Annotated in this window: 28 protein-coding genes; 22 read left to right on the forward strand and 6 right to left on the reverse strand. The window is 59.4% G+C overall.

Features of this window, described 5'->3' with window-relative positions; genetic code table 11:
- Positions 1-258 (reverse strand): DUF2790 domain-containing protein, encoded by a 258-nt coding sequence (locus D3Z90_RS19980; RefSeq protein ID WP_136477657.1) that lies wholly within the window; start codon positions 256-258, stop codon positions 1-3.
- A 284-nt stretch (positions 259-542) separates the two neighbouring features.
- On the opposite strand from D3Z90_RS19980, the gene D3Z90_RS19985 reads away from it, so the two are divergent.
- The gene (locus D3Z90_RS19985) at positions 543-995 is read left to right on the forward strand and encodes a GNAT family N-acetyltransferase (RefSeq protein WP_371922216.1); all 453 of its coding nucleotides are present in this window, start codon (positions 543-545) and stop codon (positions 993-995) included.
- Here the strand turns inward: D3Z90_RS19985 and def are convergent.
- From def to D3Z90_RS20000, 3 genes are all read right to left on the reverse strand, one after another.
- The gene (def, locus tag D3Z90_RS19990) at positions 947-1,486 is read right to left on the reverse strand and encodes a peptide deformylase (RefSeq protein WP_136477658.1); all 540 of its coding nucleotides are present in this window, start codon (positions 1,484-1,486) and stop codon (positions 947-949) included. The two genes, D3Z90_RS19985 and def, sit on opposite strands and share 49 nt — an antisense overlap.
- A complete protein-coding gene (locus D3Z90_RS19995; protein ID WP_136477659.1) occupies positions 1,476-2,462 on the reverse strand; it encodes a YihY/virulence factor BrkB family protein in 987 nt (328 codons plus the stop codon). The genes def and D3Z90_RS19995 overlap by 11 nt, the downstream gene beginning before the upstream one ends.
- Before the next feature lie 156 nt (positions 2,463-2,618).
- Entirely contained in the window at positions 2,619-2,798 is a 180-nt protein-coding gene (locus D3Z90_RS20000; RefSeq protein WP_136477660.1) for a CsbD family protein, read from the reverse strand.
- A 177-nt stretch (positions 2,799-2,975) separates the two neighbouring features.
- Here D3Z90_RS20000 and D3Z90_RS20005 point away from each other — a divergent pair, with 177 nt between their 5' ends.
- On the forward strand, positions 2,976-3,359 hold the full coding sequence (locus D3Z90_RS20005; RefSeq protein WP_136477661.1) for a hypothetical protein: 384 nt from the start codon (positions 2,976-2,978) through the stop codon (positions 3,357-3,359).
- Here the strand turns inward: D3Z90_RS20005 and D3Z90_RS20010 are convergent, their stop codons facing one another.
- Positions 3,360-4,196, reverse strand: a complete 837-nt coding sequence (locus tag D3Z90_RS20010; RefSeq protein WP_136477662.1) for a S1 RNA-binding domain-containing protein — start codon at positions 4,194-4,196, stop codon at positions 3,360-3,362.
- A gap of 110 nt (positions 4,197-4,306) precedes the next feature.
- Here D3Z90_RS20010 and D3Z90_RS20015 point away from each other — a divergent pair, with 110 nt between their 5' ends.
- Positions 4,307-5,176 (forward strand): DUF6279 family lipoprotein, encoded by an 870-nt coding sequence (locus D3Z90_RS20015; RefSeq protein WP_136477663.1) that lies wholly within the window; start codon positions 4,307-4,309, stop codon positions 5,174-5,176.
- A gap of 41 nt (positions 5,177-5,217) precedes the next feature.
- Here D3Z90_RS20015 and aceK read toward each other — a convergent pair whose 3' ends face one another.
- A complete protein-coding gene (aceK, locus tag D3Z90_RS20020) occupies positions 5,218-6,939 on the reverse strand; it encodes a bifunctional isocitrate dehydrogenase kinase/phosphatase (RefSeq protein ID WP_136477664.1) in 1,722 nt (573 codons plus the stop codon).
- Positions 6,940-7,179: 240 nt separating this feature from the next.
- On the opposite strand from aceK, the gene D3Z90_RS20025 reads away from it, so the two are divergent.
- The 19 genes from D3Z90_RS20025 (at position 7,180) to D3Z90_RS20115 (ending at position 23,448) form a co-directional block, all read left to right on the forward strand.
- The gene (locus D3Z90_RS20025) at positions 7,180-7,422 is read left to right on the forward strand and encodes a pyocin S6 family toxin immunity protein (RefSeq protein WP_136479005.1); all 243 of its coding nucleotides are present in this window, start codon (positions 7,180-7,182) and stop codon (positions 7,420-7,422) included.
- A gap of 162 nt (positions 7,423-7,584) precedes the next feature.
- The gene (locus D3Z90_RS20030; protein WP_136477665.1) at positions 7,585-8,472 is read left to right on the forward strand and encodes a DMT family transporter; all 888 of its coding nucleotides are present in this window, start codon (positions 7,585-7,587) and stop codon (positions 8,470-8,472) included.
- A gap of 325 nt (positions 8,473-8,797) precedes the next feature.
- Positions 8,798-9,634 carry an ABC transporter ATP-binding protein gene (locus D3Z90_RS20035; protein WP_256658393.1) on the forward strand — a complete coding sequence of 279 codons (837 nt, stop codon included), beginning with the start codon at positions 8,798-8,800 and terminating at the stop codon, positions 9,632-9,634.
- Positions 9,635-9,673: 39 nt separating this feature from the next.
- Complete coding sequence (locus D3Z90_RS20040) at positions 9,674-10,672, forward strand: ABC transporter substrate-binding protein (protein WP_136477667.1); 999 nt, start codon at positions 9,674-9,676, stop codon at positions 10,670-10,672.
- Between the two features lie 29 nt (positions 10,673-10,701).
- On the forward strand, positions 10,702-11,478 hold the full coding sequence (locus D3Z90_RS20045; RefSeq protein ID WP_136477668.1) for an ABC transporter permease: 777 nt from the start codon (positions 10,702-10,704) through the stop codon (positions 11,476-11,478).
- Positions 11,478-12,242, forward strand: coding sequence for an SDR family oxidoreductase (locus D3Z90_RS20050; RefSeq protein ID WP_136479006.1), 765 nt, complete (start codon positions 11,478-11,480; stop codon positions 12,240-12,242). Before D3Z90_RS20045 ends, D3Z90_RS20050 begins: the two co-directional genes overlap by 1 nt.
- 14 nt (positions 12,243-12,256) lie before the next feature.
- Entirely contained in the window at positions 12,257-12,796 is a 540-nt protein-coding gene (locus D3Z90_RS20055; protein WP_136477669.1) for a cupin domain-containing protein, read from the forward strand.
- 4 nt (positions 12,797-12,800) lie between these two features.
- Positions 12,801-13,670, forward strand: a complete 870-nt coding sequence (locus D3Z90_RS20060; protein WP_136477670.1) for an alpha/beta fold hydrolase — start codon at positions 12,801-12,803, stop codon at positions 13,668-13,670.
- Positions 13,667-14,491, forward strand: coding sequence for an IclR family transcriptional regulator (locus D3Z90_RS20065; protein WP_136477671.1), 825 nt, complete (start codon positions 13,667-13,669; stop codon positions 14,489-14,491). Before D3Z90_RS20060 ends, D3Z90_RS20065 begins: the two co-directional genes overlap by 4 nt.
- A gap of 1 nt (position 14,492) precedes the next feature.
- Positions 14,493-15,293, forward strand: a complete 801-nt coding sequence (locus D3Z90_RS20070; protein WP_136477672.1) for an SDR family oxidoreductase — start codon at positions 14,493-14,495, stop codon at positions 15,291-15,293.
- On the forward strand, positions 15,286-16,968 hold the full coding sequence (locus tag D3Z90_RS20075) for a thiamine pyrophosphate-binding protein (protein WP_136477673.1): 1,683 nt from the start codon (positions 15,286-15,288) through the stop codon (positions 16,966-16,968). The genes D3Z90_RS20070 and D3Z90_RS20075 overlap by 8 nt, the downstream gene beginning before the upstream one ends.
- A 10-nt stretch (positions 16,969-16,978) precedes the next feature.
- Entirely contained in the window at positions 16,979-17,782 is an 804-nt protein-coding gene (locus D3Z90_RS20080; RefSeq protein WP_136477674.1) for an aspartate dehydrogenase, read from the forward strand.
- A 10-nt stretch (positions 17,783-17,792) separates the two neighbouring features.
- Entirely contained in the window at positions 17,793-19,283 is a 1,491-nt protein-coding gene (locus tag D3Z90_RS20085) for an aldehyde dehydrogenase (RefSeq protein WP_136477675.1), read from the forward strand.
- Positions 19,280-20,245: a VOC family protein gene (locus tag D3Z90_RS20090; protein ID WP_136477676.1), complete on the forward strand. Its 966-nt coding sequence runs from the start codon at positions 19,280-19,282 to the stop codon at positions 20,243-20,245. The genes D3Z90_RS20085 and D3Z90_RS20090 overlap by 4 nt, the downstream gene beginning before the upstream one ends.
- A gap of 13 nt (positions 20,246-20,258) precedes the next feature.
- On the forward strand, positions 20,259-21,401 hold the full coding sequence (locus D3Z90_RS20095; RefSeq protein WP_136477677.1) for an FAD-dependent monooxygenase: 1,143 nt from the start codon (positions 20,259-20,261) through the stop codon (positions 21,399-21,401).
- A 10-nt stretch (positions 21,402-21,411) separates the two neighbouring features.
- Complete coding sequence (locus D3Z90_RS20100) at positions 21,412-21,729, forward strand: hypothetical protein (protein WP_136477678.1); 318 nt, start codon at positions 21,412-21,414, stop codon at positions 21,727-21,729.
- A gap of 1 nt (position 21,730) precedes the next feature.
- Positions 21,731-21,958, forward strand: a complete 228-nt coding sequence (locus tag D3Z90_RS20105; protein WP_136477679.1) for a recombinase-like helix-turn-helix domain-containing protein — start codon at positions 21,731-21,733, stop codon at positions 21,956-21,958.
- Between the two features lie 21 nt (positions 21,959-21,979).
- A complete protein-coding gene (locus tag D3Z90_RS20110) occupies positions 21,980-23,014 on the forward strand; it encodes an aromatic ring-hydroxylating dioxygenase subunit alpha (RefSeq protein WP_136477680.1) in 1,035 nt (344 codons plus the stop codon).
- Positions 23,011-23,448, forward strand: a complete 438-nt coding sequence (locus tag D3Z90_RS20115) for a Rid family hydrolase (protein WP_136477681.1) — start codon at positions 23,011-23,013, stop codon at positions 23,446-23,448. The genes D3Z90_RS20110 and D3Z90_RS20115 overlap by 4 nt, the downstream gene beginning before the upstream one ends.

Here is a 23,448-nt window from a genome sequence, read left to right on the forward strand (position 1 = left end):
TCAGCCGTTAGTGCACCCATTACCCATGGCGCGGTATTCGAGGGTGTGGCGTTGACCTTGGTGATCTTCGTAAACCATGGTTGCCGGCACCACTTCACAGACGTTGGGAATGGTCGACAAGCTGATAACCTTGGCAATATCCAGGTTGGTCGAATAATCGTACTGTTCAACTACCGGCTGTACATTGGCGACTTTAACTTCATCAGCCAAGGCAAAAGAAGACATACCGACAAGGGCAAGAACAAGTAAACTTTTCATGATAATAAGCCTGCAAAGCAATCAAACTAATCGATTGACTTCATTGGCCAACAGAGGCGCGGAGAAGTTGTTACATCTACCACTTTGACATAACACGAAGTACCGGTCCCGCTGCTACTTTTTGTCGGGACAAACATAGTTTACAAGTTGGCCAATCGGGTTAAATCCCTAAGCCGGACAATCACTATTACCAAAACTGTAACAATCCACTGGAATGTTCACCCTCGACAGGTGAACGTTGCCCCTGTAAAAGCCCAAGCCAGAGCCTTTGCTGGACGATTGCCGTGACCAAATTACGCTACTGTCAGCTGACCGCCCTTGAGCGGCCATTGCTGAATAAATTCTATAAAAGCCAGGGTTCTTCCATGCGCGCGGCGGCTCAAGGGCAGTTGTGGGTGGCCCGTGCCGAAGACCTCGTCGCAGCGATGTGCCTGACGCCGGTTTCAGGTGGCTTTTGGCTGACCGGACTTTGGGTCGCGCATGAACATAGAGGACAAGGGATCGCTCAGCACTTGATTGACACGGCCATGCAAGACGCGCAAGGAATCACTTGGTTATTCTGCCACCCCGAGCTTGTACCCTTCTATCAGCGACAAGGCTTCGAGCTGCGCATTGATCTGCCCGCCGCGCTGGCTGAGCGCCTGGTGCGTTACCAGCGCAGCAAACAGTTATTGGCCATGGCCCGGGTTCAATCGTCGCTGGCAGGATCCAGCCCGGGAAACAGCACCTCGGTATAACCGAACTTATTGAAGTCATGAATGCGTGACGGATACAGCCGTCCGATCAAGTGATCGCACTCATGCTGCACCACTCGGGCATGGAAACCTTCCGCGACCCGATCGATTACCTGGCCTTGAGGATCGATCCCCTGGTAGCGAATACGTCGAAAGCGCGGTACCACCCCCCGCAGGCCCGGAACCGAAAGACACCCTTCCCAGCCGTCTTCGACTTCGGTGTCCAAGGGCGTGATCAGCGGATTGAGGAGGATGGTCTGGGGAACAGGCTCGGCGTCCGGATAGCGTTCGCTACGTTCGAAACCAAAAATGACCAATTGCAGGTCGATACCGATTTGCGGGGCGGCGAGGCCAACGCCGCCCACATGGCGCATGGTCTCGAACATGTCAGCAATCAGCTGCTCGAGCTCAGCACTGGCAAGCAATTGCTCAGGCACCGGCGCAGCGATACGCAGCAAACGCTCGTCGCCCATTTTCAGAATGTCACGAATCATGGGATGTACGTCTCACGGGCTCATCTTCCGAGGTAGCCGGGTGGTCGAGCGAGTGATCGCGTCCCAACCCGGAAACATGCTTTTTATCATGTTCATGGAGGTTTTCACCGGCCTCTTTCTCACCGGGATCCTTACCCTCGACGGACATATGTTCAATGACTGCATTCATTTCCGCCCCCAACAACAACACCGCGGCAGAAATATAGAAATACAGCAGTAGGACAATAATCGCACCGATACTGCCGTACATGGCGTTGTAGTCAGCGAAGGTTTTGACGTAATAGCCGAACCCCAACGAAGCGATGATCCATACCACCACCGCCAGTACCGAGCCTGGGGTGATAAAACGAAACTCCTGTTTTACATCGGGCATTACGTAGTAGATCAACGCCACTGCCACCATCATCAAAATGATGATTGCCGGCCAACGCAGAATCGTCCACAAGGTCACGATGAACTCCTGCATGCCGACCTGCGAGGCGATCCACTCCATCACCTGCGGCCCGAGCACCATCAACGCCGCCGCGGCCAGCAACATACCCGCGATTCCCACGGTGTAGACGACCGACAGTGGAATGCGCTTCCACACTGGGCGGCCTTCGACCACATCGTAAGCGGCATTCATCGCACTCATCATCAAGCGCACACCTGCAGATGCCGTCCATAAAGCAATCACGATACCCACCGAAAGCAAGCCACCTTTGGACTGCTGCAGTTGGTCAATGACTGGATTGACCTGCTCCAATGCCTGTGGTGGCAATACCATCTCTGACTGCAGACGCAGCCAGGAAAAAAAGTCAGGCAAGTGCAGAAAGCCGATCAAAGCGATCAGGAACAACAGGAAGGGAAACAGCGAGAACAACATCTGATAGGCCAGAGCCGAGGCATAGGTCGACATCTCGTCGTCGAGAAATTCCTTTACGGTGCGTACCAGCACTCGATGCAACGGCAAGCCGCGCAGGGCGGGAAAAATCATAGCGTCTCCTTTCGCCGCTCGAAAATCATGGGCACGGCGCCTCAATAAGCTTTGCACTGAAGTCTAAACGACGATTGGCCCAAAGTTGCGATTGATTGGCGTAGATAGCACAACGGCCATCTCAGGATGGCCGTCGCGTAACCTTGCCTACAACTATCAAGGCTTTTTCACTGCGTCCTTGACCTCTCCGACCTTTTGTTGAACCTCGCCTTTGCGCTCCTGCATCTCACCTTCTGCGCGCATGCGATCATTGTCGGTTGCTTTACCTACGCCTTGCTTGATGTTGCCAACCGCTTCGTTGGCCATGCCTTTGACTTTATCTTTGGTGCCACTCATGAGAGTTCTCCTGAAGGGGAAAAACGGGTTGTCAGAGTCGACAGTCAGTGGACCAATGGCTGTGTTCAGGAGTTTCAATTATTTGTCGGGCGCCGGTTCAATCATTACGCCGCTTTATGTTTCGCCGCGTTGCCAGCACAATAGTCGACCTTTCAAGCGTCACCCGTAGGAACCTGCATGAAACTCGATAAACCCGCCGCCATCGCCCGTCGTAACCTGGAGCTGGGAAAACCGGTGCTCTCCAGCGACAACAGCCTATTCGCCGTGCTCGACAGCAAACGCAGCCTGTGGTGGTTCGATGTGCCGGTGAAGCTGGTGCTGCGCAAAGGGGCGGCCGACTGGGTCAACCTGCTGCTGCATACACCCGAAACCGACGAGCTGCAGCATTTGAAGGTGCCGGTGAACTTTCTGAAAGCCCATCTGGAAAAAATGGAAGTGCGCCACCCCGGCAAGCGGCGCTCCACCATTAGCCTGGCACTGAGCGCCGATCGCGACTCGCTGCTCCAGGACACTCGTCAAGGCGGCGAAAACCTGAACTTTGCAGGCTTTCGCCAGGCCTGATCAGACCAGTTCGATGCGGTCGGCGTGAATGACGATGTGGCCATCCTTGTACAAGGCACCGATGGCCTTCTTGAAGTTACCCTTGCTGACCCCGAACATATCGCTGATCACCTGCGGATCGCTCTTGTCGCTGACCGGCAGCACGCCATTGGCGTCCTTGAGCTTGGCCAGAATCTTGTCGTTCAAGCTGTTGGCCAGGTCCTGGCCAATCGGCTGCAGGCTCAAGGCTATCTTGCCGTCGCTGCGCATTTCCTTGATATAGCCCTTCTCTTGCTTGCCCGAACGCATGTACTTGAACACTTCGTTCTTGTGGATCAGGCCCCAGTGCTTGTTGTTGATGATTGCCTTGAAACCCATCGGGGTTTCTTCGACCACCAGCAAATCAACTTCCTGGCCTTCCTTATAGGTGGCCGGCACTTTATCCAGATAACGGTCCAGACGCGCGGTCGCGGTGATACGACGCGTACGCTTGTCCAGATAGGCGTGCACCACGCAGTACTCGCCGGCTTTCATCTGGCGTTTTTCTTCGGAATACGGCATCAGCAGGTCTTTGGGCAGGCCCCAATCGAGGAAAATACCGATGCTGTTGATTTCCTTGACCTTCAGGCTCGCGAACTCGCCGACCTGTAGCTTGGTCTTTTCCGTGGTAGCGATCAGCTTGTCTTCACTGTCCAGATAGACGAAGACGTTCAGCCAATCTTCGACCTCGGTGGGCGTGTCCTTCGGAATGTAGCGATTGGGCAAGAGGATCTCGCCATCCACGCCGCCGTCCAGGTACAGGCCGAAGTCTGTGTATTTGACGATTTGCAAACTGTTGTAACGCCCAACTAAAGCCATTTCCGGAAATCCTCTTTGCGAGCCCGGCATTCTACACCCAACCGGCAAAAGGAACCGCAATGAGCCAAGCTGTTCTATAAAGACACGCAAGCCACTGCAAGGATTCGCTCATGTACGCCTGCCTGCACAAGTACCTGCGCCCCTGCCTGCTGCTACTCGCTCCTGCCCTCTTGGTGGTGGCGTGCAGCCGCATCGACCTGGCCTATCGCAACCTCGATGTACTGGTGCCCTGGTCACTCAATGACTACCTGGACATGAACCGCCAGCAAAAGACCTGGCTCAATCAGCGCCTCAAACAGCATCTGGCCTGGCACTGCCGCACGCAACTGCCCGAGTACCTGACCTGGATCGATAAAGTCCGACAAATGGTCGCCGATGATCAAGTCACTGACGCGCAACTGCAATTGCGCACCCAAGAAGCAAAACAGGCCATCGCCAAAGTTGCGGACCAGATCACCCCCTCCGCCGCACAACTGCTAAGTGCCATGGACGACGATCAAGTACGCGAAATGCGCCAGGCCTTCAGCGAAGACATCCGCGAACGCCAGGCCAAATTCGTCAAGACACCTCTTGCCCGTCAGATCGAAGCACGTAGCGAACGCATGGAAAAGCGCCTTACCCCCTGGCTCGGTGAACTCACTGCGCAGCAACAACTGCGGATAGTCACCTGGTCGCAGAGCCTGGGCGAACAGAACCGCCAGTGGATTGCCAATCGAGCGAATTGGCAGGCGCACTTCAGCGAAGCCATGGAGCAGCGTAAAAACGCCAACTTCGAACCTCAACTCGAACAACTACTGAAAAATCGCGAAAGCCTCTGGACCCCCGAATACCGCGTGGCCTACCAACGTACAGAACAAGCCGCCCGACAGTTGCTGGTTGACCTGATCGCCCAGAGCACTCCCCAGCAACGCCAACACCTGGAACAACGGCTGAGCCAGGTGCAAAAAGACCTAAGCGACCTCAAGTGCCTGAAAAGCTAAACAGCAAGCCCGCTACCACTGTGTTCCCCGCGGGCTTGAGCTCAACACTCCCGGGCCTTGCGCCGATACGGGAACACATCAATCACTTTTCCCCCGCGAATCGCTTCCTGCAGACTTTTCCAATAGTCAGCGTCATACAACTCGCCATGCAACTGACTGAAAAGCCGCCGCTGCCCGCTATCGGCGAACAGAAACGGAGGAAACTCCTCGGGGAACACATCGTGCGGCCCAATCGAATACCACGGCTCACCGGACATCTCATCCTCGGGATACCGCGCTGGCGGGATGTATCGAAAATTCACCTCAGTCAGAAAGCAAATCTCGTCATAGTCATAGAACACCACGCGACCATGCCGAGTAACGCCAAAATTCTTCAGCAACATATCGCCGGGAAAAATATTCGCTGCCGCCAGTTGCTTGATCGCCAGACCATAATCTTCCAACGCCTCGCGTACCTGAGCGTCGTTGGCATTCTCCAGATAAAGATTGAGCGGCGTCATACGCCGTTCCGTCCAACAGTGCCGAACTAGCACGGTGTCACCTTCAACTTGCACCGTAGAGGGCGCCACTTCCAAAAGCTCCGCCAGGCACTCAGGCTCAAACTTGCTCAACGGGAAACGGAAATCGGAAAACTCCTGGGTATCGGCCATACGTCCGACCCGATCGACACTTTTCACCAGCCGGTACTTCTCGATCACCGTCGCCCGGTCGACACTCTTGGACGGCGAAAAACGGTCCTTGATGATTTTGAACACGGTATTGAAGCCCGGCAGCGTAAATACGCTCATCACCATGCCGCGCACACCCGGCGCCATGATGAAACGGTCATCGGTATTGGCCAGGTGATTGATCAGCGCACGATAGAACTCCGACTTGCCGTGCTTGTAGAAGCCGATAGAGGTATAGAGTTCGGCAACATGCTTGCCCGGCAGGATGCGTTTTAGAAAGCCGACAAAGTCGGCGGGCACCGGAACATCCACCATGAAATACGAACGGGTAAAGGAAAAGATGATCGACACTTCCGCTTCGTCGGTGATCAGTGCATCGATTTCGATGCCATGACCCTCGCGGTGCAACAAAGGAATCACCAGTGGCCACTGCTCATCCTGTGTGTACAGGCGTCCGACCAGGTAGGCGCCTTTGTTGCGATACAACACCGGAGAAAACAGTTCCACCGCCAGCGCCGGGTCCTTGCACACCCAATCCGGCAAATTCTCGCGCAACTGTCCTTCCAAACGCGCCAGGTCACCTTGGAGGTCGCCATACGCCACGTCGAAGCAGTAATCGTCAAAGACTTGCGCCAGTACACTGCTCAAGCTGCCTTGCGGATGATAGATGCGCGTTTGCGCGGCCCGTTCGTGGCTGCGCAATGATGGCCGGGTGGTATGAATGAACATGCAGCCGTCGCTGATCAGGTCATGGCTGAACAGACTGCAGAAAATCGAGTTGTACCAGGTTTCCGAGAGCTCATCGTCCAGGCGCGGATCGATCAAGCCTATATAAGCACTCTTGACCAGCGGCCACTGGGCGACATCCAGCAACACTTCAGCGGCAAACGCCTTGTGCAGCCAGTCACTGACCTCGCTGACCTTTTCCTCATAGAGATTGATACGCGCCGCCGAAGCACTCTGGATCTGCTGCCACTGCGCTTGCTCGAAGCGAGCGCGGGCACCGACGGTGATCTGGCGAAAATGCTCACGGTAATCGTCGAAGCCATCGAGGATCATCCGCGCGATATCGGCGGCCGGCCAGTGCTGGGGCATACATCGAACCTCTGCAGGAGTGTCAAAGCTTGAGCTTAGCCAGTCGCCGTGGGCAGGGAAAGCCCGACGATACGGGTGTATCGGCCAAACTCGCCGACCCACAAGTTTCAGTACAGCAACTACTAGCTGAGCGTCCTTCATTGAACTTTTTGAATTTGGGAATCGCCCCACAGCCAGCCGCTAACGCTCCACGTTATAGTACCGGGAAGAACAAGGCCAAAATAAGCGTTAGGCGTGATTATGATTTTATGTATCGAAGGCTTTTTTCCTGATGGCCACGAAAATGAATTCGTGCAGTTTGAACTCGACGTAGAACCAGAATTCACCCAAGCCGTGCTTGAAGTGGTTGGCTGGGCGTCCCTTCAAGCGGGTGTAAAAGATGGTGTCGTAGATCTAACTCCAACACAAATTACGCAGATCGAGGCGATACTTGATAAAACCATACCGCGAGACCTTGATGTCTGCATAAGTGTGATGGCGTAGTTATCGACGGGCTTTATCCCTGAAAAGGGCATAATGAAGCCCGGCGACACAGACGTATCGGCCAATCTCACCGCCTCAAGAATTCCAGCGCAAGAAAGGGAGAGAGCCAAACTCGGGTTCTGGCGTAAACTCGCGCCCCGCCTCAAAGGACCTGGAGAGCCCATGAGCCCCATTGCCATCACCCGCCTGCTGATACTCGCCGCTGTCTGGGGTGCAAGCTTTCTGTTCATGCGCATCATTGCCCCAGTGCTCGGCACGCTGCCTACGGCGTTTTTCCGGGTATCGATCGCTTGCCTGGGCCTGGTGGTGATACTCGCCCTGCTGCGCGTGCGCTGGAATTTCAACGGCAAGCTTGGCGCCTGCCTGGTACTGGGCATGGTCAACTCGGGTATACCGGCGACCCTGTACTCGGTTGCCGCCCAGGTGCTGCCAGCCGGTTATTCGGCAATTTTCAACGCGACAACACCGTTGATGGGCGTGTTGATTGGCGCATTGTTCTTCCGCGAGCCAATGACCCTGGCCAAGCTCAGCGGTATTTTCCTGGGCCTGTTCGGGGTCGGTATTCTCAGCGGCGCTGGGCCGGTGGAGTTCGACTACAAGCTGATCCAAGGCGCTCTTTCGTGCCTGGCTGCCACCATGTGCTACGGCTTTGCCGGGTTTCTCGCCCGGCGCTGGCTTGACCAGCAGGGCGGCCTGGACAGTCGTCTGTCGGCGCTGGGCAGCATGATGGGCGCGACCTTGTTGCTGTTACCACTGTTCGCCTACAACGTGATGACCGAGCCTCCGGCGAGCTGGGGCGGTTGGCAGGTGTGGCTGTCGTTGCTGGGCCTGGGCCTGCTGTGTACTGCGTTCGCCTACATTCTTTACTTCCGCCTGCTCAGCGAAATCGGGCCGGTCAAGGCTACCACCGTCACCTTCATGATCCCGGCGTTCGGGGTGCTGTGGGGCGCCTGGCTGCTGGATGAACCCTTGTCGATGGCGCACCTGTATGGCGGTGTGTTGATCGCGTTGGCCTTGTGGCTGGTGCTCAAGCCCGCCAAGGCTCACTGAATATATCACTCGCGCAGAGGCCGTCTATTCGGCCTCTTCGCCGTGGTTTCACCTACGAAACCATTAGCTAAAATCCGTTACCGAAAAAGCCCTTTCTTATTGCATCAGCAATCGCCCAGCGCAATTGCTGTGCAATTTCGTGCCATATAGAAAACCTTGTTTCATATATAAAACAACTTACTTTTCACTTACTTTGAGTAAGTAATTAATAAATAACGATTTTTTAAATAAACCACGACAACAAGTCACTTGGCATTGTTCATGCACTAAACCGCGTATCACCTATAAAACAGACCAGAGAGCTTCCCCAATGGCTGTGAAAGAGATGTACGCAATCGCCCCTCAATGGAATTCGCCACGCTCCAGGGAAGACCTGGAGCCGACCGAAATCGAATTTCGCAATGTCGGCAAATGTTTCCCAGCCAAAGGCAAGTCCGAGGCGCCCTTCGCCATTCGCGAGGTGAATTTCAAGATTCGTCGCGGTGAGGTGGTATCGATCATCGGTCCGTCCGGCTGTGGCAAAAGCACCATCCTCAACATGGGCTCGGGCCTTTACCGCCCCAGCGAAGGCGAAGTCTTCGTCGGTGGCGAAGCCGTGGTTGGACCGGTGCGCAAAGTCGCCTTCATGTTGCAAAAAGATTTGCTGATGCCGTGGCGCAGCATTCGCCGTAACGTCGAGTTGGGCCTGGAAATCCAGGGCATGCCCGCGTCCCAACGCCAGACCATTGCCGAAGATCTGCTCAACCGCTGCCATCTGCAAGGTTTTGCCGACCACTATCCCTTCCAGCTGTCGGGCGGCATGCGCCAACGTGCAGCGCTGGCCCGAACCCTGGCGGTCGATCCACAAGTATTGTTCCTCGATGAGCCGTTTTCGGCCCTCGATGCGCAAACCAAAATGATCCTCCAGCAGGATCTGGCAAAGATGCTCTACGAAGAGAAAAAAACTGCGCTGTTCATCACGCATGACCTGGTCGAGGCAATTGCCATGTCCGACCGTCTGCTGGTCATGAGTGCCCGCCCCGGCACCATCATCGAAGAAATCGATGTCGACCTGCCGTTTCGCGACAACCCGCTTGAACGCCGCAAGCTGCCGGAGATCGGCCCCCTGGCTGGCCGCCTGATGGAACTGCTGAAAGTCGGCGAAGACACCGAACTGCATTGATCAACGCCTCACGGCCCATCAACCGATTAAGGAGTACGCATGTTCAAGTCCCTGCAACGCCTTGCGCAGACTTCGCTCATTACCCTGGGGCTTGGTCTGGCAGTGTCTGCCCAGGCAGAGCCGACCAAGGTTACTTACCTGCTGCCCGCGCCGCCCAACTCCCCGGCCTTTGCGCCATGGATCATTGCCAAGGAAAAGGGCTATTACAGTGCCAGGGACCTGGACCTGACCTTTATCGCCGCCAAGGGCGGCGTGGATGTCGCCAAACAGATCGGCGCCGGCAATGCCATGCTCGGTGGCGCCATCGGTGACACCCCGATTGTGGTTCGTGCCAACGGTATTCCGGTACGCGCCGTGGCCGTGCTCGGTGCCGGCGGTGTGACCATGATCGCCACTAATGCCGGTGAGAACATTCAGTCGGTCAAGGACCTCAAGGGCAAGACCCTGACCGTGATGTCGTACTCCGACACGACCTACTACGCCCTCCTCGCGTCCTTGCGCAAAGCTGGCTTGAGCAAAACCGACGTCGACATCCAGGCCGCCGGCCCGTCGGGCGTCTGGCAGTTGTTCTCGGCGAACAAGGCGCAGGCCATGGCCGGTGTGCCGGACTGGGTGGTCAATGCCGAAGAGGCCGGACTGAAGATCAACCTGATTCCTCAGGAACAGATTTTCGAAAGCATGGCCCAGGCCATCCTGGCTTCCGATGACGCCATCAAGCATCAGCCAAAGATTGTCGCAGGCGTTGTCCAGGCCACCCTGCAGGGCATGCACGACATCATCCAGAACCCGAAAGCTGCGGCTGCGACGTTCGCCAAAGCCGTCCCGGCCTACGCCGGCAAGGAAGCGGCGCTGGAGAAAACTTTCCGCCTCTACGTCGAGCATGTCTACGCCAATCAGCCCGTGCTCGGCCGGATCGATCCCGCACGACTGGACACGGTACGCAAGTTCTATGTCAGCGAAGGCATCGTCGCCAGAGAACCCAAGCTCGACGAGCTCTACAGCAACCAGTTCATCGAAACCACCACGGCCGCGCAATAAGCCTGGATGTATAAAAAGGTATTAGCCCGATGAGAAATCTCAACACCTCCGTGCTCGGCAGCATTGCCTTGCTGATCCTGTTCCTGCTGACCTGGCAATGGGGTCCTGGCCTGCTCGGCATGCCCGAGTTCGTCATGCCGCAACTGACTCGCGTAGTGCAAGAAAGCGTGGTCATGTGGCAGTCCAGCGCGCTGCTCGAACACACCCTGATCACGGCCTTCGAAATCATCGTAGGCTTTGGCCTCGGCGCTTTGCTCGGCGTTGCCATCGGTGTATCGCTGGGCCTGTCGCCATCGGCCGAAGCCATGCTCTCGCCCTACATCCTGGCGTTGCAGATCGCGCCGAAGGTGGCCTTCGCCCCGCTGTTCGTAATGTGGCTGGGCTACACCATCTATCCGAAGATTCTCATCGCCATTCTGATCGTGTTCTTCCCGGTAATGATCAACGTGCTGTCGGCAATCCGCACCGTGGACCCGGACATGATCAACCTGGTACGCACCATGAGCGCCAGCCGCTGGCAGATCTTCCGCCTGGTGGAATTCCCTTCGGCCATGGCCGCGCTGTTCTCCGGCCTGCGCATTGCTTCGACCCTGGCGGTGATCGGCGTCACCGTCGGTGAGCTGGTTGGCGGCAACCAGGGCTTGGGTTTCCTGCTGGTAGACGCTGAAGGCCAGGGCAACACCGCCGGGGTTTTCGTCGCCATTGTCATGCTTACCCTGATTGGCGTGCTGGCCTATGGCGCCGTGGTCTGGGCCGAGAAGCGTGTCCTCCACTACCTGCCCAAAGCCATGCTGAGTACCCAATGATGAGCCCATTCAACACCATGCTTGAAGGCCGTCGCGTGCTCGTCACCGGCGGTGCTCGCGGCCTCGGTTACGCCTTCGCTCAGGCCATCGGCCAGGCGGGTGCGCGGGTGGTGATCGCCGACATCCTCATCGAGCGCGTGCAGCAGGCTGCCTGCGAGTTGCGCGAGCAAGGCTTGCAGGTCAGCGGCGTCACCCTCGACTTGGGCAACCCCGATTCGATCACTGCTTGCGTCGCCCAGGCCACTGCCGAACTCGGCGGCTTGGACGGCCTGGTCAATAACGCATCAATTACCAACTCCGGTGGCAAGACCTGCGAGCAACTGGACATCGAAACCTGGGACCAGGTGATGCAGGTGAATGTACGCGGTACCTGGTTAATGACCTGCGCCTGCCTGCCAGCCCTGCGTGCCAGCGGCAAAGGTGCGGTGATCAACCTGGCCTCCGACACGCCGTTGTGGGGAGCGCCGAACCTGCTGGCTTATGTCGCCAGCAAGGGTGCGATCATCGCCATGACCCGCAGCCTTGCCCGTGAACTTGGCAGCGACAACATCACCGTCAACGCCATTGCCCCTGGCCTGGTGCTGGTGGAGGCCACCGCTTACGTACCCGAGGCGCGCCACCGGCTGTACACCGAACAACGGGCCATTCAACGCCCGCAACTGCCAGAAGACGTCAGTGGCGCCGTGCTGTTCGCCCTGTCCGATCTGTCTCGCTTCATCACTGGACAAACCCTGCCGGTCAACGGCGGGTTCGTCATGCCCTGACCAAGGAGAAATCCATGACCGACCTTTCCGTTCAAAACGACGCACCAAAGACCTGGGAACAACCTGCAGGCACTGATCTGGCAGGCTGGATGCAAACCCGCATCGCCCGCTACGAAACCCGCAAGTACGACTGGGATGCGTTGAAGTTCCAGGCCGACTTCGATCCCAAGTTCCGTCGTGCCCAAATGCGCTACGTGGGCACCGGTGGCACCGGGGTCAACACCGACATGAACACTATCGCCTCGGAGAACTTTACCTTTTCGACCATGGTCATCCCGGCCGGCCATGAAGGTCCACCGCACATTCATACCGACGTCGAGGAAGTGTTCTTCGTCCTGCGCGGCAAGTTGAAAGTGATCATCGAGAAAGATGGCGAGCGCTACGAAACCATCCTCTCCGACCGCGACCTGATTTCGGTACCGCCAGGGGTATACCGCGAAGAGATCAACATCGGTGATGAAGATGCGCTGATGTGCGTGATGCTCGGGGCGAAAAAGCCGGTAACGCCAACCTATCCGCCAGCGCACCCGCTGGCCTCGATCAAGCGCGGGTAAGGCTATGTTGCACGCCACCGACAATCCGACCCTCGCGTTGCCCGCCCAGCTGGAGCAACGCTTCCCGCTGCGCCTGGTGCAACTGGACGAGCGCACGCAAGCGATACGTGAAGCAGGACAGGGTCCGGCCATCGTTCTTTTGCATGGCATCGGTTCAGGGGCCGCGTCCTGGCTGCAGGTGGCCGTGCAATTGAGTGGCAAAGCACGGGTGATCGCCTGGGATGCACCCGGTTATGGGCAATCCAGCCCATTGCCTGACCCGGCACCCAAGGCAACGGACTATGCTCGGCGCCTGCGCCAGTTGCTCGATGCGATGGACATTGAACGCTGTGTGCTGGTCGGTCACTCCCTCGGCGCCCTCACCGCTGCAGCGTTTGCCTGCAATGCCCCCGAACGAGTCAGCCGCCTGGTGCTGCTCAGCCCGGCGCAGGGCTACGGCGACCCCGCCCGCGCAGCACAGGCCGATGAAGTGCGCAGCAAGCGCTTGCAGGGGTTGGAGCAACTGGGCATCGCCAAGCTCGCCGAGCAACGCAGCGCACACATGCTTTCGGCAGCGGCCAACAGCGATGCGCGCGCCTGGGTGCAATGGAATATGGCGCGTCTGCTGCCACAAGGCTATCGCCAGGCCATCGAACTGTTGTGCGGCGACCACCTGCTGCGCTACGCGAACCACTCTGTGCCTTGCGAAGTGCACTGCGGGGCCGCCGACAGCATCACCACCGCAACCGACTGTAAAGCCCTGGCCGACACCCTGGGCGCTGCGTTTCATCTGATCGCCGCGGCCGGCCACGCCAGCCCGATCGAACAACCCGAGGCCGTGGCAACCCTGCTTGCCCAGGCACTCGACGTCTCACTGACAGGTACTGCGCTATGAATGATTCGGATCTGTTGAAAGACAACCAGGATAAATACATCGTCCCCGGCCTTGAGCGCGGCCTGTTGCTGCTCTGCGAGTTCAGCCGGCAAAACCGTACCCTGACGGCACCGGAGCTGGCGCGCCGCCTGGAACTGCCGCGTTCGACCATCTTCCGTCTGCTGACCACCTTGGAAACCATGGGTTTCGTGACCCGTAGTGGCAACGAATATCGCCTGGGCATGTCGGTACTGCGCCTGGGCTTCGAATACCTCGCCTCGCTGGAACTGACCGAGTTGGGTCAGCCGCTGCTGGCACGCCTGTGCGACCACCTTAACTATCCAAGCAACCTGGTGGTGCGTGACGGTCGCTCGATTGTCTATGTGGCCAAGGTCTCGCCGCCGTCGGTGTTCTCCAGCGCGGTCAACGTCGGTACTCGCCTGCCCGCCCACGCCACGGTGCTCGGCCGCATCCTGCTGGAAGACTTGAGCCTGGCCGAACTGCGCGATCTGTACCCGGAAGAACACCTCGAGCAGCACTCGCCGTGCACGCCGAAAACCGTGCTGGAGCTGTTCGACCTGGTACAGAGCGACCGTCAGCGCGGCTTTGTCAGCGGTGAAGGTTTCTTCGAGTCGTCGATCTCGACCATCGCTGCGCCGGTGCGTGATCACAGCGGCAAAGTCGTTGCCGCCATGGGGGTAACCATCCCTACCGCGCAAGTTGGCCACATCAACTTCGATGGCCTGCTTGGCCACGTGCGCGGCAGCGCCGATGAGCTCTCACGCCTGCTCAACTACACGCCCCATGCCGGTGGCCGTGTTACCGCACTGATGAGGGATTGACATGAGCAACCTCTATCAACTGCAAGGGCGTACCGCAATTGTTACCGGCGGCTCTTCCGGGATTGGTCTGGCCTGTGTCGAGCAACTGCTCGAAGCCGGCGCCGCGGTGGCTTTCTGCGGCCGCGACCAGGACCGTCTGAACAGCGCTCAAGCGCGCCTGCGCGAACGTTTTCCCCAAGCGCGTCTGCTGGCCCAGGTTTGCGATGTGCTTGATGCCGAATCGGTCAAGGCCTTCGCCGCCGCCAGCCTGGCCGCGCTCGGCCCGGCGCAGGTATTGATCAACAACGCCGGACAAGGTCGGGTGTCTACCTTCGCCGACACCACCGATGAGGCCTGGAGCGAAGAGCTGCAGCTTAAATTCTTCTCGGTGATCTATCCGGTTCGCGCCTTCCTGCCACAGTTGCAAGCGCAGCGCGACGCCTCGATCGTCTGCGTCAATTCACTGCTGGCCAGCCAGCCGGAGCCGCACATGGTCGCTACCTCGGCAGCACGTGCCGGGCTGAAGAATCTGGTGCGATCGATGGCCACCGAATTCGCCGAAAAGAGCATTCGGGTCAACGGCATTCTCATTGGCCTGGTTGAGTCCGGCCAGTGGCGGCGGCGCTTCGAAGCCCGCGAAGAACGCGAGCTCGACTGGTCGCAATGGACCGCACAACTGGCACAACGCAAACACATTCCCCTGGGTCGTCTGGGTCTGCCCAAAGAAGCAGCCCAGGCCATCCTGTTCCTGGCTTCGCCCCTGTCGGCTTACACCACTGGCAGCCATATCGATGTTTCTGGAGGCCTGTCCCGCCATGCGTAATGAAAACACTGTCACCGTTGGCGCTGCCATCACTGCCTTCCTTGAGCAATGCGAGGTCAAAGCTGCCTTCGGGGTGATCTCGATTCACAACATGCCAATCCTCGATGCCTTTGCCGTACGTGGCAACATCCGCTTTGTCATGGCCCGTGGTGAAGCCGGAGCCACCAACATGGCCGACGCCTACGCCCGTACCACCGGCAGCCTCGGTGTATGCCTGACCTCAACCGGTACCGCCGCCGGCAATGCCGCCGGCGCCCTGGTCGAAGCACTCACCGCCGGCACGCCGCTGCTGCATATCACCGGCCAGATCGAAACCCCGTATCTGGACCAGGACTTCGCCTATATCCACGAAGCCCGCGACCAACTGACCATGCTCAAGGCCGTGTCCAAGGCAGCCTTTCGCGTACGTAGTGTAGAAACCGCGCTGAGTACCCTGAAACTGGCCGTCCAAACCGCCCTGACGGCGCCTACCGGTCCGGTCAGCGTGGAAATTCCAATCGACATCCAGTCGACCTTTATCCCGATGCCCACCGATCTTTCGCCGCTGCCGGTTCCGCCCGCGGTGCCTGCGCCTGAAGCACTGGACCTGGTCGCCGAACGCCTGGCTACTGCAACGCGTCCCCTGCTGTGGCTCGGCGGCGGCGCCCGTCATGCAGGCGCGCAGGTAAAGCGCTTGCTCGACATGGGTGTCGGGGTAATCACCTCGACCCAAGGCCGCGGTGTAGTCAACGAAGACGACGAGCGCTGCCTCGGTGCATTCTCGCAGAACAAACTGGTCGAAGGCTTCCTGCAGACGTGCGACGCCCTGGTAGTGGCCGGCTCGCGCCTGCGCAGCAACGAAACCTTCAAATACGCCTTGAAGCTGCCCCGCACTACCCTGCGCATCGACGCCAACCCAGCCATCGAAGGTCGCAGCTACTCAAGCGAACTGTTCATTTGCGGAGACTCCGCCCTGGCGCTTGAGGGGCTGGCTGATCGTTTGCAAGGGCGCTTGAACATCGACCCGACGTTCATTGATGAACTCAAGGCGGTACGCGCTCAATCGCGCACGCAACTGGTAGCAGACCTTGGCCCTTATTCGGCCATGGTCGAACAGTTGCAGGCGCTCACCGGTCGCAACTTCTCCTGGGTACGCGACGTGACCCTGTCCAACAGCATCTGGGGCAACCGCTTGCTCAATCTGTACCACCCGCTGGCAGGCGTACATGCCTTGGGCGGTGGAATCGGCCAGGGGCTGGCCATGGGCATCGGCGCCGCCGTTGCCGCGGCAGAAACCGACCCGCAACGCAAAGTGTTTGCCCTGGCCGGTGACGGTGGCTTCATCCTCAATCTGGGTGAACTGGCCACCTTGGTGCAGGAAAAAGCCAACGTGGTAATCCTGCTGATGAACGATCAGCGCTACGGCGTGATTCGCAACATTCAGGACGCCATCTACGGCGCCCGCCACGCCTATGTCGAGTTGCACACCCCGGACTACACCAAGCTTGCCGAGTCCATTGGCCTGCGCCATGGCCTGGTCAGCGACCTGAAAGACTTTGGCCCGGTACTCGACAACGCCCTGAGCCAGGGAGGACCGTTCCTGCTGGAGGTCGACATGCTCAGCGTCGGCGGCTTCGCCACCCAGTTCGCCGGCCCGCCGAACAGCGAAACCAAAGCCCAGAAAGCCACGGCCTGAGGACCAGCACATGCTCAACATCACCATGATCGGCTGCGGCGCCATTGGCGTTGCCGTACTGGAGCTACTGGAGAACGACACGCAAATGCGCGTCGAGCATGTGATCGCCTCGGCGGGCTCTGAAGCGCTGGTGCAACAGCGCCTGGCGGCATTCAAAAACCCTCCGCTGGTGCTCACCGCGCTGCCCGCCGACGCTCGTCCGGACCTGTTGGTCGAGTGCGCCGGGCATATGGCCATTGAAGAGCACGTGTTGCCGGCACTGGAGCGAGGGGTCGCCTGCCTGATTGTCTCGGTGGGTGCGCTTTCGCAGGTGGGTCTGGTCGAACGCCTGGAAGCGGCTGCGGCCCGCGGCAATACCCGCATAGAACTGCTGCCCGGCGCCATCGGTGGTATCGATGCGCTGTCGGCGGCCAAGGTCGGCGGCCTGGATTCGGTCGACTACACCGGTCGCAAGCCGGCCAAGGCATGGAAGAACACCCCAGCCGAACAGATTTGCGACCTGGAAACCATCGATCAGGCCACGGTGATCTTCCAGGGCAGCGCCCGTGAAGCGGCGCGCTTGTATCCCAAGAACGCCAACGTCGCCGCCACCCTGTCGCTAGCCGGGCTGGGCCTGGACCGCACCCACGTGACGCTGATCGCCGATCCGCTGAGCGAGGAAAACGTCCATCACTTCGAGGCTCGCGGCGCCTTTGGCGGTTTCGAGATGAGCCTGCGCGGCAAGCCACTGCAAGCCAACCCGAAGACGTCGGCGCTGACGGTGTACAGCGTGGTCCGTGCGCTGGGCAATCACGCTCATGCCATTTCCATCTAGGGGAATATCGATGACGCTGGAACAGACTCTACCCATTTGCATTGCCGGCACCTGGCGTCTGGGTGGCGGTGAGCGCTATGCCACCCGCTATCCTGCAACGGGTGAACCCGTGGCGTGGCTCAACGCCGCCAGCCTCGAAGACGTCGAGCAAGCTGTGCAAGGCGCTCACCAGGCCTTCCTGCACAGCGGCTGGGCACAGCGCAAACCCCATGAACGTGCTGCTGTGCTGTACCGCATTGCCGAACTGATCCGCCAGCGCAGTGAAGAGCTGGCCCAACTGCAGCGCCAGGACAACGGCAAACCGATCAACGAAACCCGCGCGCTGGTGGCCAGCGCTGCCGGTACCTTCCAGTTTTTTGCTGCGGCCTGCGAAACGTTGGAAGAAACCATCACCCCATCGCGCGGCGATTTTGTCAGCATGAGCGTCTACGAACCCATGGGCGTGGTCGCCGCGATCACCCCCTGGAACTCGCCGATCGCCAGCGAGGCACAGAAGGTTGCCCCGGCGCTGGCGGCGGGCAACGCGGTGGTCATCAAGCCTGCGGAAATCACCCCGCTGCTGGCCCTGCAACTGGCCCGGATCTGCGACGACGCAGGCTTGCCCAAGGGCCTGGTCAGTGTACTGCCGGGTAAAGGCTCAGTACTTGGCGACGCCTTGACTCAGCACCCGCTGATCAAGCGTGTGTCGTTCACCGGCGGTACCCGAACCGGCAAGCACATCGCCCATATTGCCGCCGAAAAAATGATGCCGGTGTCGCTGGAACTGGGTGGCAAATCGCCGACCATCGTCCTCGATGATGCCGATCTGGACCACGCCGTGGCCGGCGTGCTGTATGGCATCTTCAGCTCATCGGGCGAGGCCTGCATCGCCGGTTCCCGACTGTTCGTCGCCCGTGCCCTGTATGCACCTTTCATGCAGCGCCTGGTCGAAGGCGCAGCGCGCCTGCGCTTGGGTGATCCGGCGGACGAAAGCACCCAGATGGGGCCCTTGATCAGTGCCGGGCATCGCGAGTCGGTAGAGCGTTACGTGGCCCTTGGCCTGGCTGAAGGCGGGCGCCTGCTGCAGGGCGGCCAGCGTCCCGCAGGAGGCATCTACGATCAGGGCTATTTCTATCCACCGACGATTCTCGAAGGACTGAGCAATGACCAGCAGACCTGCCAGGAAGAAATCTTCGGCCCGGTGCTGGTGGCGATGCCCTTCGACAACGAAGAGCAATTGATCGAGCAAGCCAACGACAGCCTGTACGCCCTCGCCGCCGGGATCTGGAGCCGCGACTACAAACGCGCCTGGGCCCTGGGTCGCAAGATTCAGGCGGGCACCGTGTGGATCAACACCTACAAGCAATTCTCCATTTCCACCCCCTTCGGCGGTTGGCGTGACAGCGGCCTGGGCCGTGAAAAAGGTCGCTTGGGAATTCTGCAATACATGGAACAAAAGAGCCTCTATTGGGGCATGAACGAACAACCCCTGGCCTGGGCCGCAGCGGAGGCAACGTCATGAGTGTTTTAGGTATCGATGAAGTTACCTACGGCGTCGAGAACCTCGACACCTGCGTGCGTTTTTTCAGCGATTGGGGGCTGACAAAGGTCAGCGAAGCAGCCGACCAGGTGGTCTTCGAAACGCTTAATGGCTGCCGGGTGGTGCTGGCAGACATCAACAAGGCCGACCTACCGCCCGCCATCGAACCGGGCTCCACAGTGCGGGAAGTGGTTTGGGGTGTGGAAAGCGAAGCTGACCTGACCGTGTACAGCCAGCGCATCGCCAATGACCCGGGCTTTGTCGAAGGCAACGGGCGTATCGGCTGCACCGACCCCAACGGCTTGGCGATTCGCCTGCAGGTTACGCGCAAACGTGCCCTGGACATCGAATGCAGCGGCCACAACACCTGGCAGAGCAAAGGCCGAATCAACAAGCCGGCGCCGGTCTACGAGCGTGCCACGCCTATCGAAGTGGGCCACGTGGTGTTCTTCGTCAAAGACGTGAATAGCTGCGAAGCCTTCTACCACGAACGCTTCGGCTTCCAGGCCTCGGACCGTTATCCCAACCGTGGCGCCTTCCTGCGTACCGCCGAGGAAGGCGGTCACCACGACCTGTTCATGCTGCAACTGCCAGCACCCAGGGCAGGCCTGAACCATGTGGCGTTCACCGTGCGCGACCTGCATGAAGTGTTCGGTGGTGGCATGCACATCTCTCGCAGCGGCTGGGCTACCGAAATCGGCCCGGGGCGTCACCCGGTTTCCTCGGCGTTCTTCTGGTACTTCAAGAACCCGGCTGGCGCGCTGGTCGAGTATTACGCCGATGAAGACCAGTTGACCGCTGAGTGGCAACCCCGCGAGTTCGAGCCGGGACCGACCGTCTTCGCCGAGTGGGCAATCGCCGGTGGCATCGATGGCAACACCCGACGCCAGCAGCATGTCGAGGCGCCGCAAGGCAAGTTTCTTACCGACAAACCGAAACCTTGAACAGGAGTCGCCCATGTCTTCGTTGAACATCGCTATCAACGGTGCCGGAATCGGCGGCCTCACCGCCGCTATTGCCCTGCGCCAGGCCGGTCATCAGGTCACCGTCTTCGAGCAGTCCAAGGCCTTTCTGCGGGTCGGTGCCGACATCAACCTGACCCCCAACGCCGTCCGAGCCCTCGATGGCCTGGGCATTGGCGCGGCGGTGCGTGTTCCGGCCGCACGCCCCACACACCGCATCAGTCGCCTGTGGGACAGCGGCGAGGAAACCTCGCGCCTGGAGATGGCCGAAGCTGCCGAAAGCCAGTACGGCGCACCGCAACTGACGATCCACCGCGCCGACTTGCTGGCGGCGCTGGCTGAGGTATTTCCACTACAGAACGTGCAGTTCGGCAAGCGTGCCGAGCAGGTGCGCCAAGATGCCAGCGGCATCGAACTGCACTTCAAAGATGGCAGCCAGCATCGCACAGACCTGTTGATCGGCGCCGACGGTATTCATTCGGTGGTGCGCAACGCGCTGTTTGGCGAGGAGCAACCGCGTTTCACTGGCGTGGTTGCCTATCGAGCCGTGGTCCCGGCCAGCCGTGTGGCCCACGTCCCGAACATTCAGGCTTTTACCAAATGGTGGGGACCAAACCCTCAAAGCCAGATTGTCACGTTCCCGCTGAACCAGGGCCGCGACATCTTCATTTTCGCCACCACAGCCCAGGACAGTTGGCATCTGGAGTCATGGACCACTGCGGGCGACGCCGCCGAATTGCGCAGTCACTATCAGGACTTCCATCCCGATGCCCGCGCCTTGCTCGATGCCTGCGATGAAGTGCTCAAGACCGCACTGTATGAGCGTGATCCCCTGCCTTTCTGGTCGCAAGGGGCAATTACCCTGTTGGGTGACGCCTGCCACCCGATGATGCCATTCATGGCCCAAGGAGCCGGTCAAGCCATCGAGGATGCCGTGGTCCTGGCCCGTCATCTTCACGGTGTGACCGATGCGTCCCAGATAGCCAGGGCCTTGCAGGGCTATCAACAGGCGCGTCTTGAGCGTACCAGTCAGATCCAGATCGGTTCGCGTGGCAACCAATGGCTCAAGGCGGGTGGCAATGCCGACTGGGTCTACGGCTACGACGCCTGGACCGTGCCGACCACCCATGCCGCATGAGTCTTGGCCGATGAACGAATCGATGCTGCTGACCGTGCTGCTCAAGCACGACCAGTCGAAGAACCTGGAGCAGATCCAGGCGCATATGAAAGCCATGGGCTGGTGGGAAAGCTTCCCGCCGCAAGGCGTCGAAGTGGTGTCCTGGACCGTGGCCATGGGCCTGGGCCAGATCGTCACCCTGCGCTTGCCGCCGAGCTTGCTGAGTAAGGTCAATGTAGAGCTGGAGCGCGCCGCCTGGGGCGTTTTCCGCACCGAATGCTATCCAACGTACGACTTTGTCCCGGTCCGCGAAATGATCCGCGAACGGGTCCGCAATGGAGGTCAATGACATGAGCAACACCGAACGTTACCTGGACCCACACCAGGCGCGCAAACGGCCCAACACCCAGTTCGAGGAGCTGCTTGGCGACTCCATCGAGCGCGCCTACGGCAATGGCGTGACGCAACTGCCCGAGCTGCTCGCGCACCTCAATCTGGCCGGTCCACCCTGCCCGCTGACCAGTGGCGAATGGACTGAAGACTCCTACAAAACCCTGATGGCACGGCTGGGCGCATGACCCGCCGGAGGTAAGAACAAGATGAATATGCAATTCACCGTCGACCCTGTTGAGAATCACCTGGCCAATGGCCTCAAAGACCTCTGGTTCCCGGTCCTACCGTCGGACCTGCTCGGCGAAAAGCCGGTATCGGTACGGCGCCTGGGCTACAAGATCGCCTTGTGGCGCGATAACGATGGCAGCGTACACGCCCTTGAAGACCACTGTCCGCACCGCGGCGCGCCGCTTTCCCAGGGCCCGGTGCTGGGTGACCGTCTGCAGTGCCCGTACCACGGCGTTGAAGTGCGCTGCGACGGTACCGTGACCAAGGTCCCTGGCAGCCCCGGTTGCAAGCTCGAAGGCAGCCGCCCTACCCGTATGTTCCACACCCACGAAGCGGCCGGTGCGATCTTCCTGTTCAACGCCACCGATCCACATCTGCAAAACCCACCCGCGCTGGTACTGCCTGAGCAGTTGACCTCGCCCGAGTGGAGCAGCTTCCTCTGCTACACCGAATGGAAAGGCGACTATCGCTACGTGCTCGACAACGTCATGGACCCGATGCACGGCACTTACCTGCACAAAATGTCGCACTCAATGAGCGAAGGCGAAGCTACCGCCAAATTCGTCACTCGCGACACCGACCAGGGTTTCGTCTTCGAGAAGGAAGGCCAGCGCGGGGTCAACTTCGACTGGACCGAATTCCTCGACAACGGTTGTCATTGGCTGCGTCTGGAAATTCCATATCCAAAGACCGGTGGACCAGGCGGTAACTTCACCATCATCGGCAGCTATACCCCGAGCAGTCGCAACTTGTCCGCAGTGTTCCACTGGCGCGCCCGGCCGTTGACCGGCTGGCAGCGTGACACCTGGCGTTTCCTCTACAAGAACCGCCTGGAAGCACGCCACTGGGCCGTACTGGAACAGGACCGGGTGTTGCTGGAGTTCATGGAAGCCGATGCCAATCAGCGTGAAAACCTCTACCAGCATGACCTGGGTGTGGTGCGCCTGCGCCGCTACCTCAAGGGCCAGGCCAAGGAGCAATTGGCGCTGATCGAAGCGAAGCAGCTGTCATGAGCCAGGCCGTGCAGCGTATTCAGGCACAGTCTGTGGGCGAGCTGGCTACGGCCAGTTGGTCCAACGCCCTGCTGCTCGGCAATGAACTGGTGATGTCCGGCATGACCGGGCATCCCGCCACTCGACATGCAGCCGAAGCCGGAACTCCCTTGGATGCCTATGCACAGACCCTGGTGGTGCTGAACAAGGTGCGGGCTTTGGTGGAGGCCGCGGGCGGGCATATCGGCAATATCTACCGGCTGACCCTGTACCTCACCCGGATCGCCGACAAAGACGAAGTCGGTCGCGCACGCCGCGACTTCTTCGCAGGATTTGCTTGCTACCCCACCTCCACTCTGGTCGAAGTGAGCGCCCTGGTATTTCCGGAACTGGTGGTGGAAATCGAAGCCAGCGCCCGGCTCGACATTGACATGCGCACTGCGCCAACGAGGTGA

Source organism: Pseudomonas sp. DG56-2, assembly GCF_004803755.1.
GTDB classification, from domain to species: Bacteria; Pseudomonadota; Gammaproteobacteria; order Pseudomonadales; family Pseudomonadaceae; genus Aquipseudomonas; species Aquipseudomonas auratipiscis.

What these genes read in the sequence shown, in the direction of transcription:
- D3Z90_RS20055 (WP_136477669.1), top strand. Translation starts at nt 12,257, where the DNA reads ATGACCGACCTTTCCGTTCAAAACGACGCACCAAAGACCTGGGAACAA.
- D3Z90_RS20045 (WP_136477668.1), top strand. Translation starts at nt 10,702, where the DNA reads ATGAGAAATCTCAACACCTCCGTGCTCGGCAGCATTGCCTTGCTGATC.
- D3Z90_RS20025 (WP_136479005.1), top strand. Translation starts at nt 7,180, where the DNA reads ATGATTTTATGTATCGAAGGCTTTTTTCCTGATGGCCACGAAAATGAA.
- D3Z90_RS20080 (WP_136477674.1), top strand. Translation starts at nt 16,979, where the DNA reads ATGCTCAACATCACCATGATCGGCTGCGGCGCCATTGGCGTTGCCGTA.
- D3Z90_RS20050 (WP_136479006.1), top strand. Translation starts at nt 11,478, where the DNA reads ATGAGCCCATTCAACACCATGCTTGAAGGCCGTCGCGTGCTCGTCACC.
- D3Z90_RS20040 (WP_136477667.1), top strand. Translation starts at nt 9,674, where the DNA reads ATGTTCAAGTCCCTGCAACGCCTTGCGCAGACTTCGCTCATTACCCTG.
- D3Z90_RS20070 (WP_136477672.1), top strand. Translation starts at nt 14,493, where the DNA reads ATGAGCAACCTCTATCAACTGCAAGGGCGTACCGCAATTGTTACCGGC.
- D3Z90_RS19980 (WP_136477657.1), bottom strand. Translation starts at nt 258, where the DNA reads ATGAAAAGTTTACTTGTTCTTGCCCTTGTCGGTATGTCTTCTTTTGCC.
- D3Z90_RS20115 (WP_136477681.1), top strand. Translation starts at nt 23,011, where the DNA reads ATGAGCCAGGCCGTGCAGCGTATTCAGGCACAGTCTGTGGGCGAGCTG.
- def (WP_136477658.1), bottom strand. Translation starts at nt 1,486, where the DNA reads ATGATTCGTGACATTCTGAAAATGGGCGACGAGCGTTTGCTGCGTATC.
- D3Z90_RS20095 (WP_136477677.1), top strand. Translation starts at nt 20,259, where the DNA reads ATGTCTTCGTTGAACATCGCTATCAACGGTGCCGGAATCGGCGGCCTC.
- aceK (WP_136477664.1), bottom strand. Translation starts at nt 6,939, where the DNA reads ATGCCCCAGCACTGGCCGGCCGCCGATATCGCGCGGATGATCCTCGAT.
- D3Z90_RS20010 (WP_136477662.1), bottom strand. Translation starts at nt 4,196, where the DNA reads ATGGCTTTAGTTGGGCGTTACAACAGTTTGCAAATCGTCAAATACACA.
- D3Z90_RS20065 (WP_136477671.1), top strand. Translation starts at nt 13,667, where the DNA reads ATGAATGATTCGGATCTGTTGAAAGACAACCAGGATAAATACATCGTC.
- D3Z90_RS20035 (WP_256658393.1), top strand. Translation starts at nt 8,798, where the DNA reads ATGTACGCAATCGCCCCTCAATGGAATTCGCCACGCTCCAGGGAAGAC.
- D3Z90_RS20105 (WP_136477679.1), top strand. Translation starts at nt 21,731, where the DNA reads ATGAGCAACACCGAACGTTACCTGGACCCACACCAGGCGCGCAAACGG.
- D3Z90_RS20100 (WP_136477678.1), top strand. Translation starts at nt 21,412, where the DNA reads ATGAACGAATCGATGCTGCTGACCGTGCTGCTCAAGCACGACCAGTCG.
- D3Z90_RS20085 (WP_136477675.1), top strand. Translation starts at nt 17,793, where the DNA reads ATGACGCTGGAACAGACTCTACCCATTTGCATTGCCGGCACCTGGCGT.
- D3Z90_RS20030 (WP_136477665.1), top strand. Translation starts at nt 7,585, where the DNA reads ATGAGCCCCATTGCCATCACCCGCCTGCTGATACTCGCCGCTGTCTGG.
- D3Z90_RS20000 (WP_136477660.1), bottom strand. Translation starts at nt 2,798, where the DNA reads ATGAGTGGCACCAAAGATAAAGTCAAAGGCATGGCCAACGAAGCGGTT.
- D3Z90_RS20075 (WP_136477673.1), top strand. Translation starts at nt 15,286, where the DNA reads ATGCGTAATGAAAACACTGTCACCGTTGGCGCTGCCATCACTGCCTTC.
- D3Z90_RS20110 (WP_136477680.1), top strand. Translation starts at nt 21,980, where the DNA reads ATGAATATGCAATTCACCGTCGACCCTGTTGAGAATCACCTGGCCAAT.
- D3Z90_RS19995 (WP_136477659.1), bottom strand. Translation starts at nt 2,462, where the DNA reads ATGATTTTTCCCGCCCTGCGCGGCTTGCCGTTGCATCGAGTGCTGGTA.
- D3Z90_RS20060 (WP_136477670.1), top strand. Translation starts at nt 12,801, where the DNA reads ATGTTGCACGCCACCGACAATCCGACCCTCGCGTTGCCCGCCCAGCTG.
- D3Z90_RS20005 (WP_136477661.1), top strand. Translation starts at nt 2,976, where the DNA reads ATGAAACTCGATAAACCCGCCGCCATCGCCCGTCGTAACCTGGAGCTG.
- D3Z90_RS20015 (WP_136477663.1), top strand. Translation starts at nt 4,307, where the DNA reads ATGTACGCCTGCCTGCACAAGTACCTGCGCCCCTGCCTGCTGCTACTC.
- D3Z90_RS20090 (WP_136477676.1), top strand. Translation starts at nt 19,280, where the DNA reads ATGAGTGTTTTAGGTATCGATGAAGTTACCTACGGCGTCGAGAACCTC.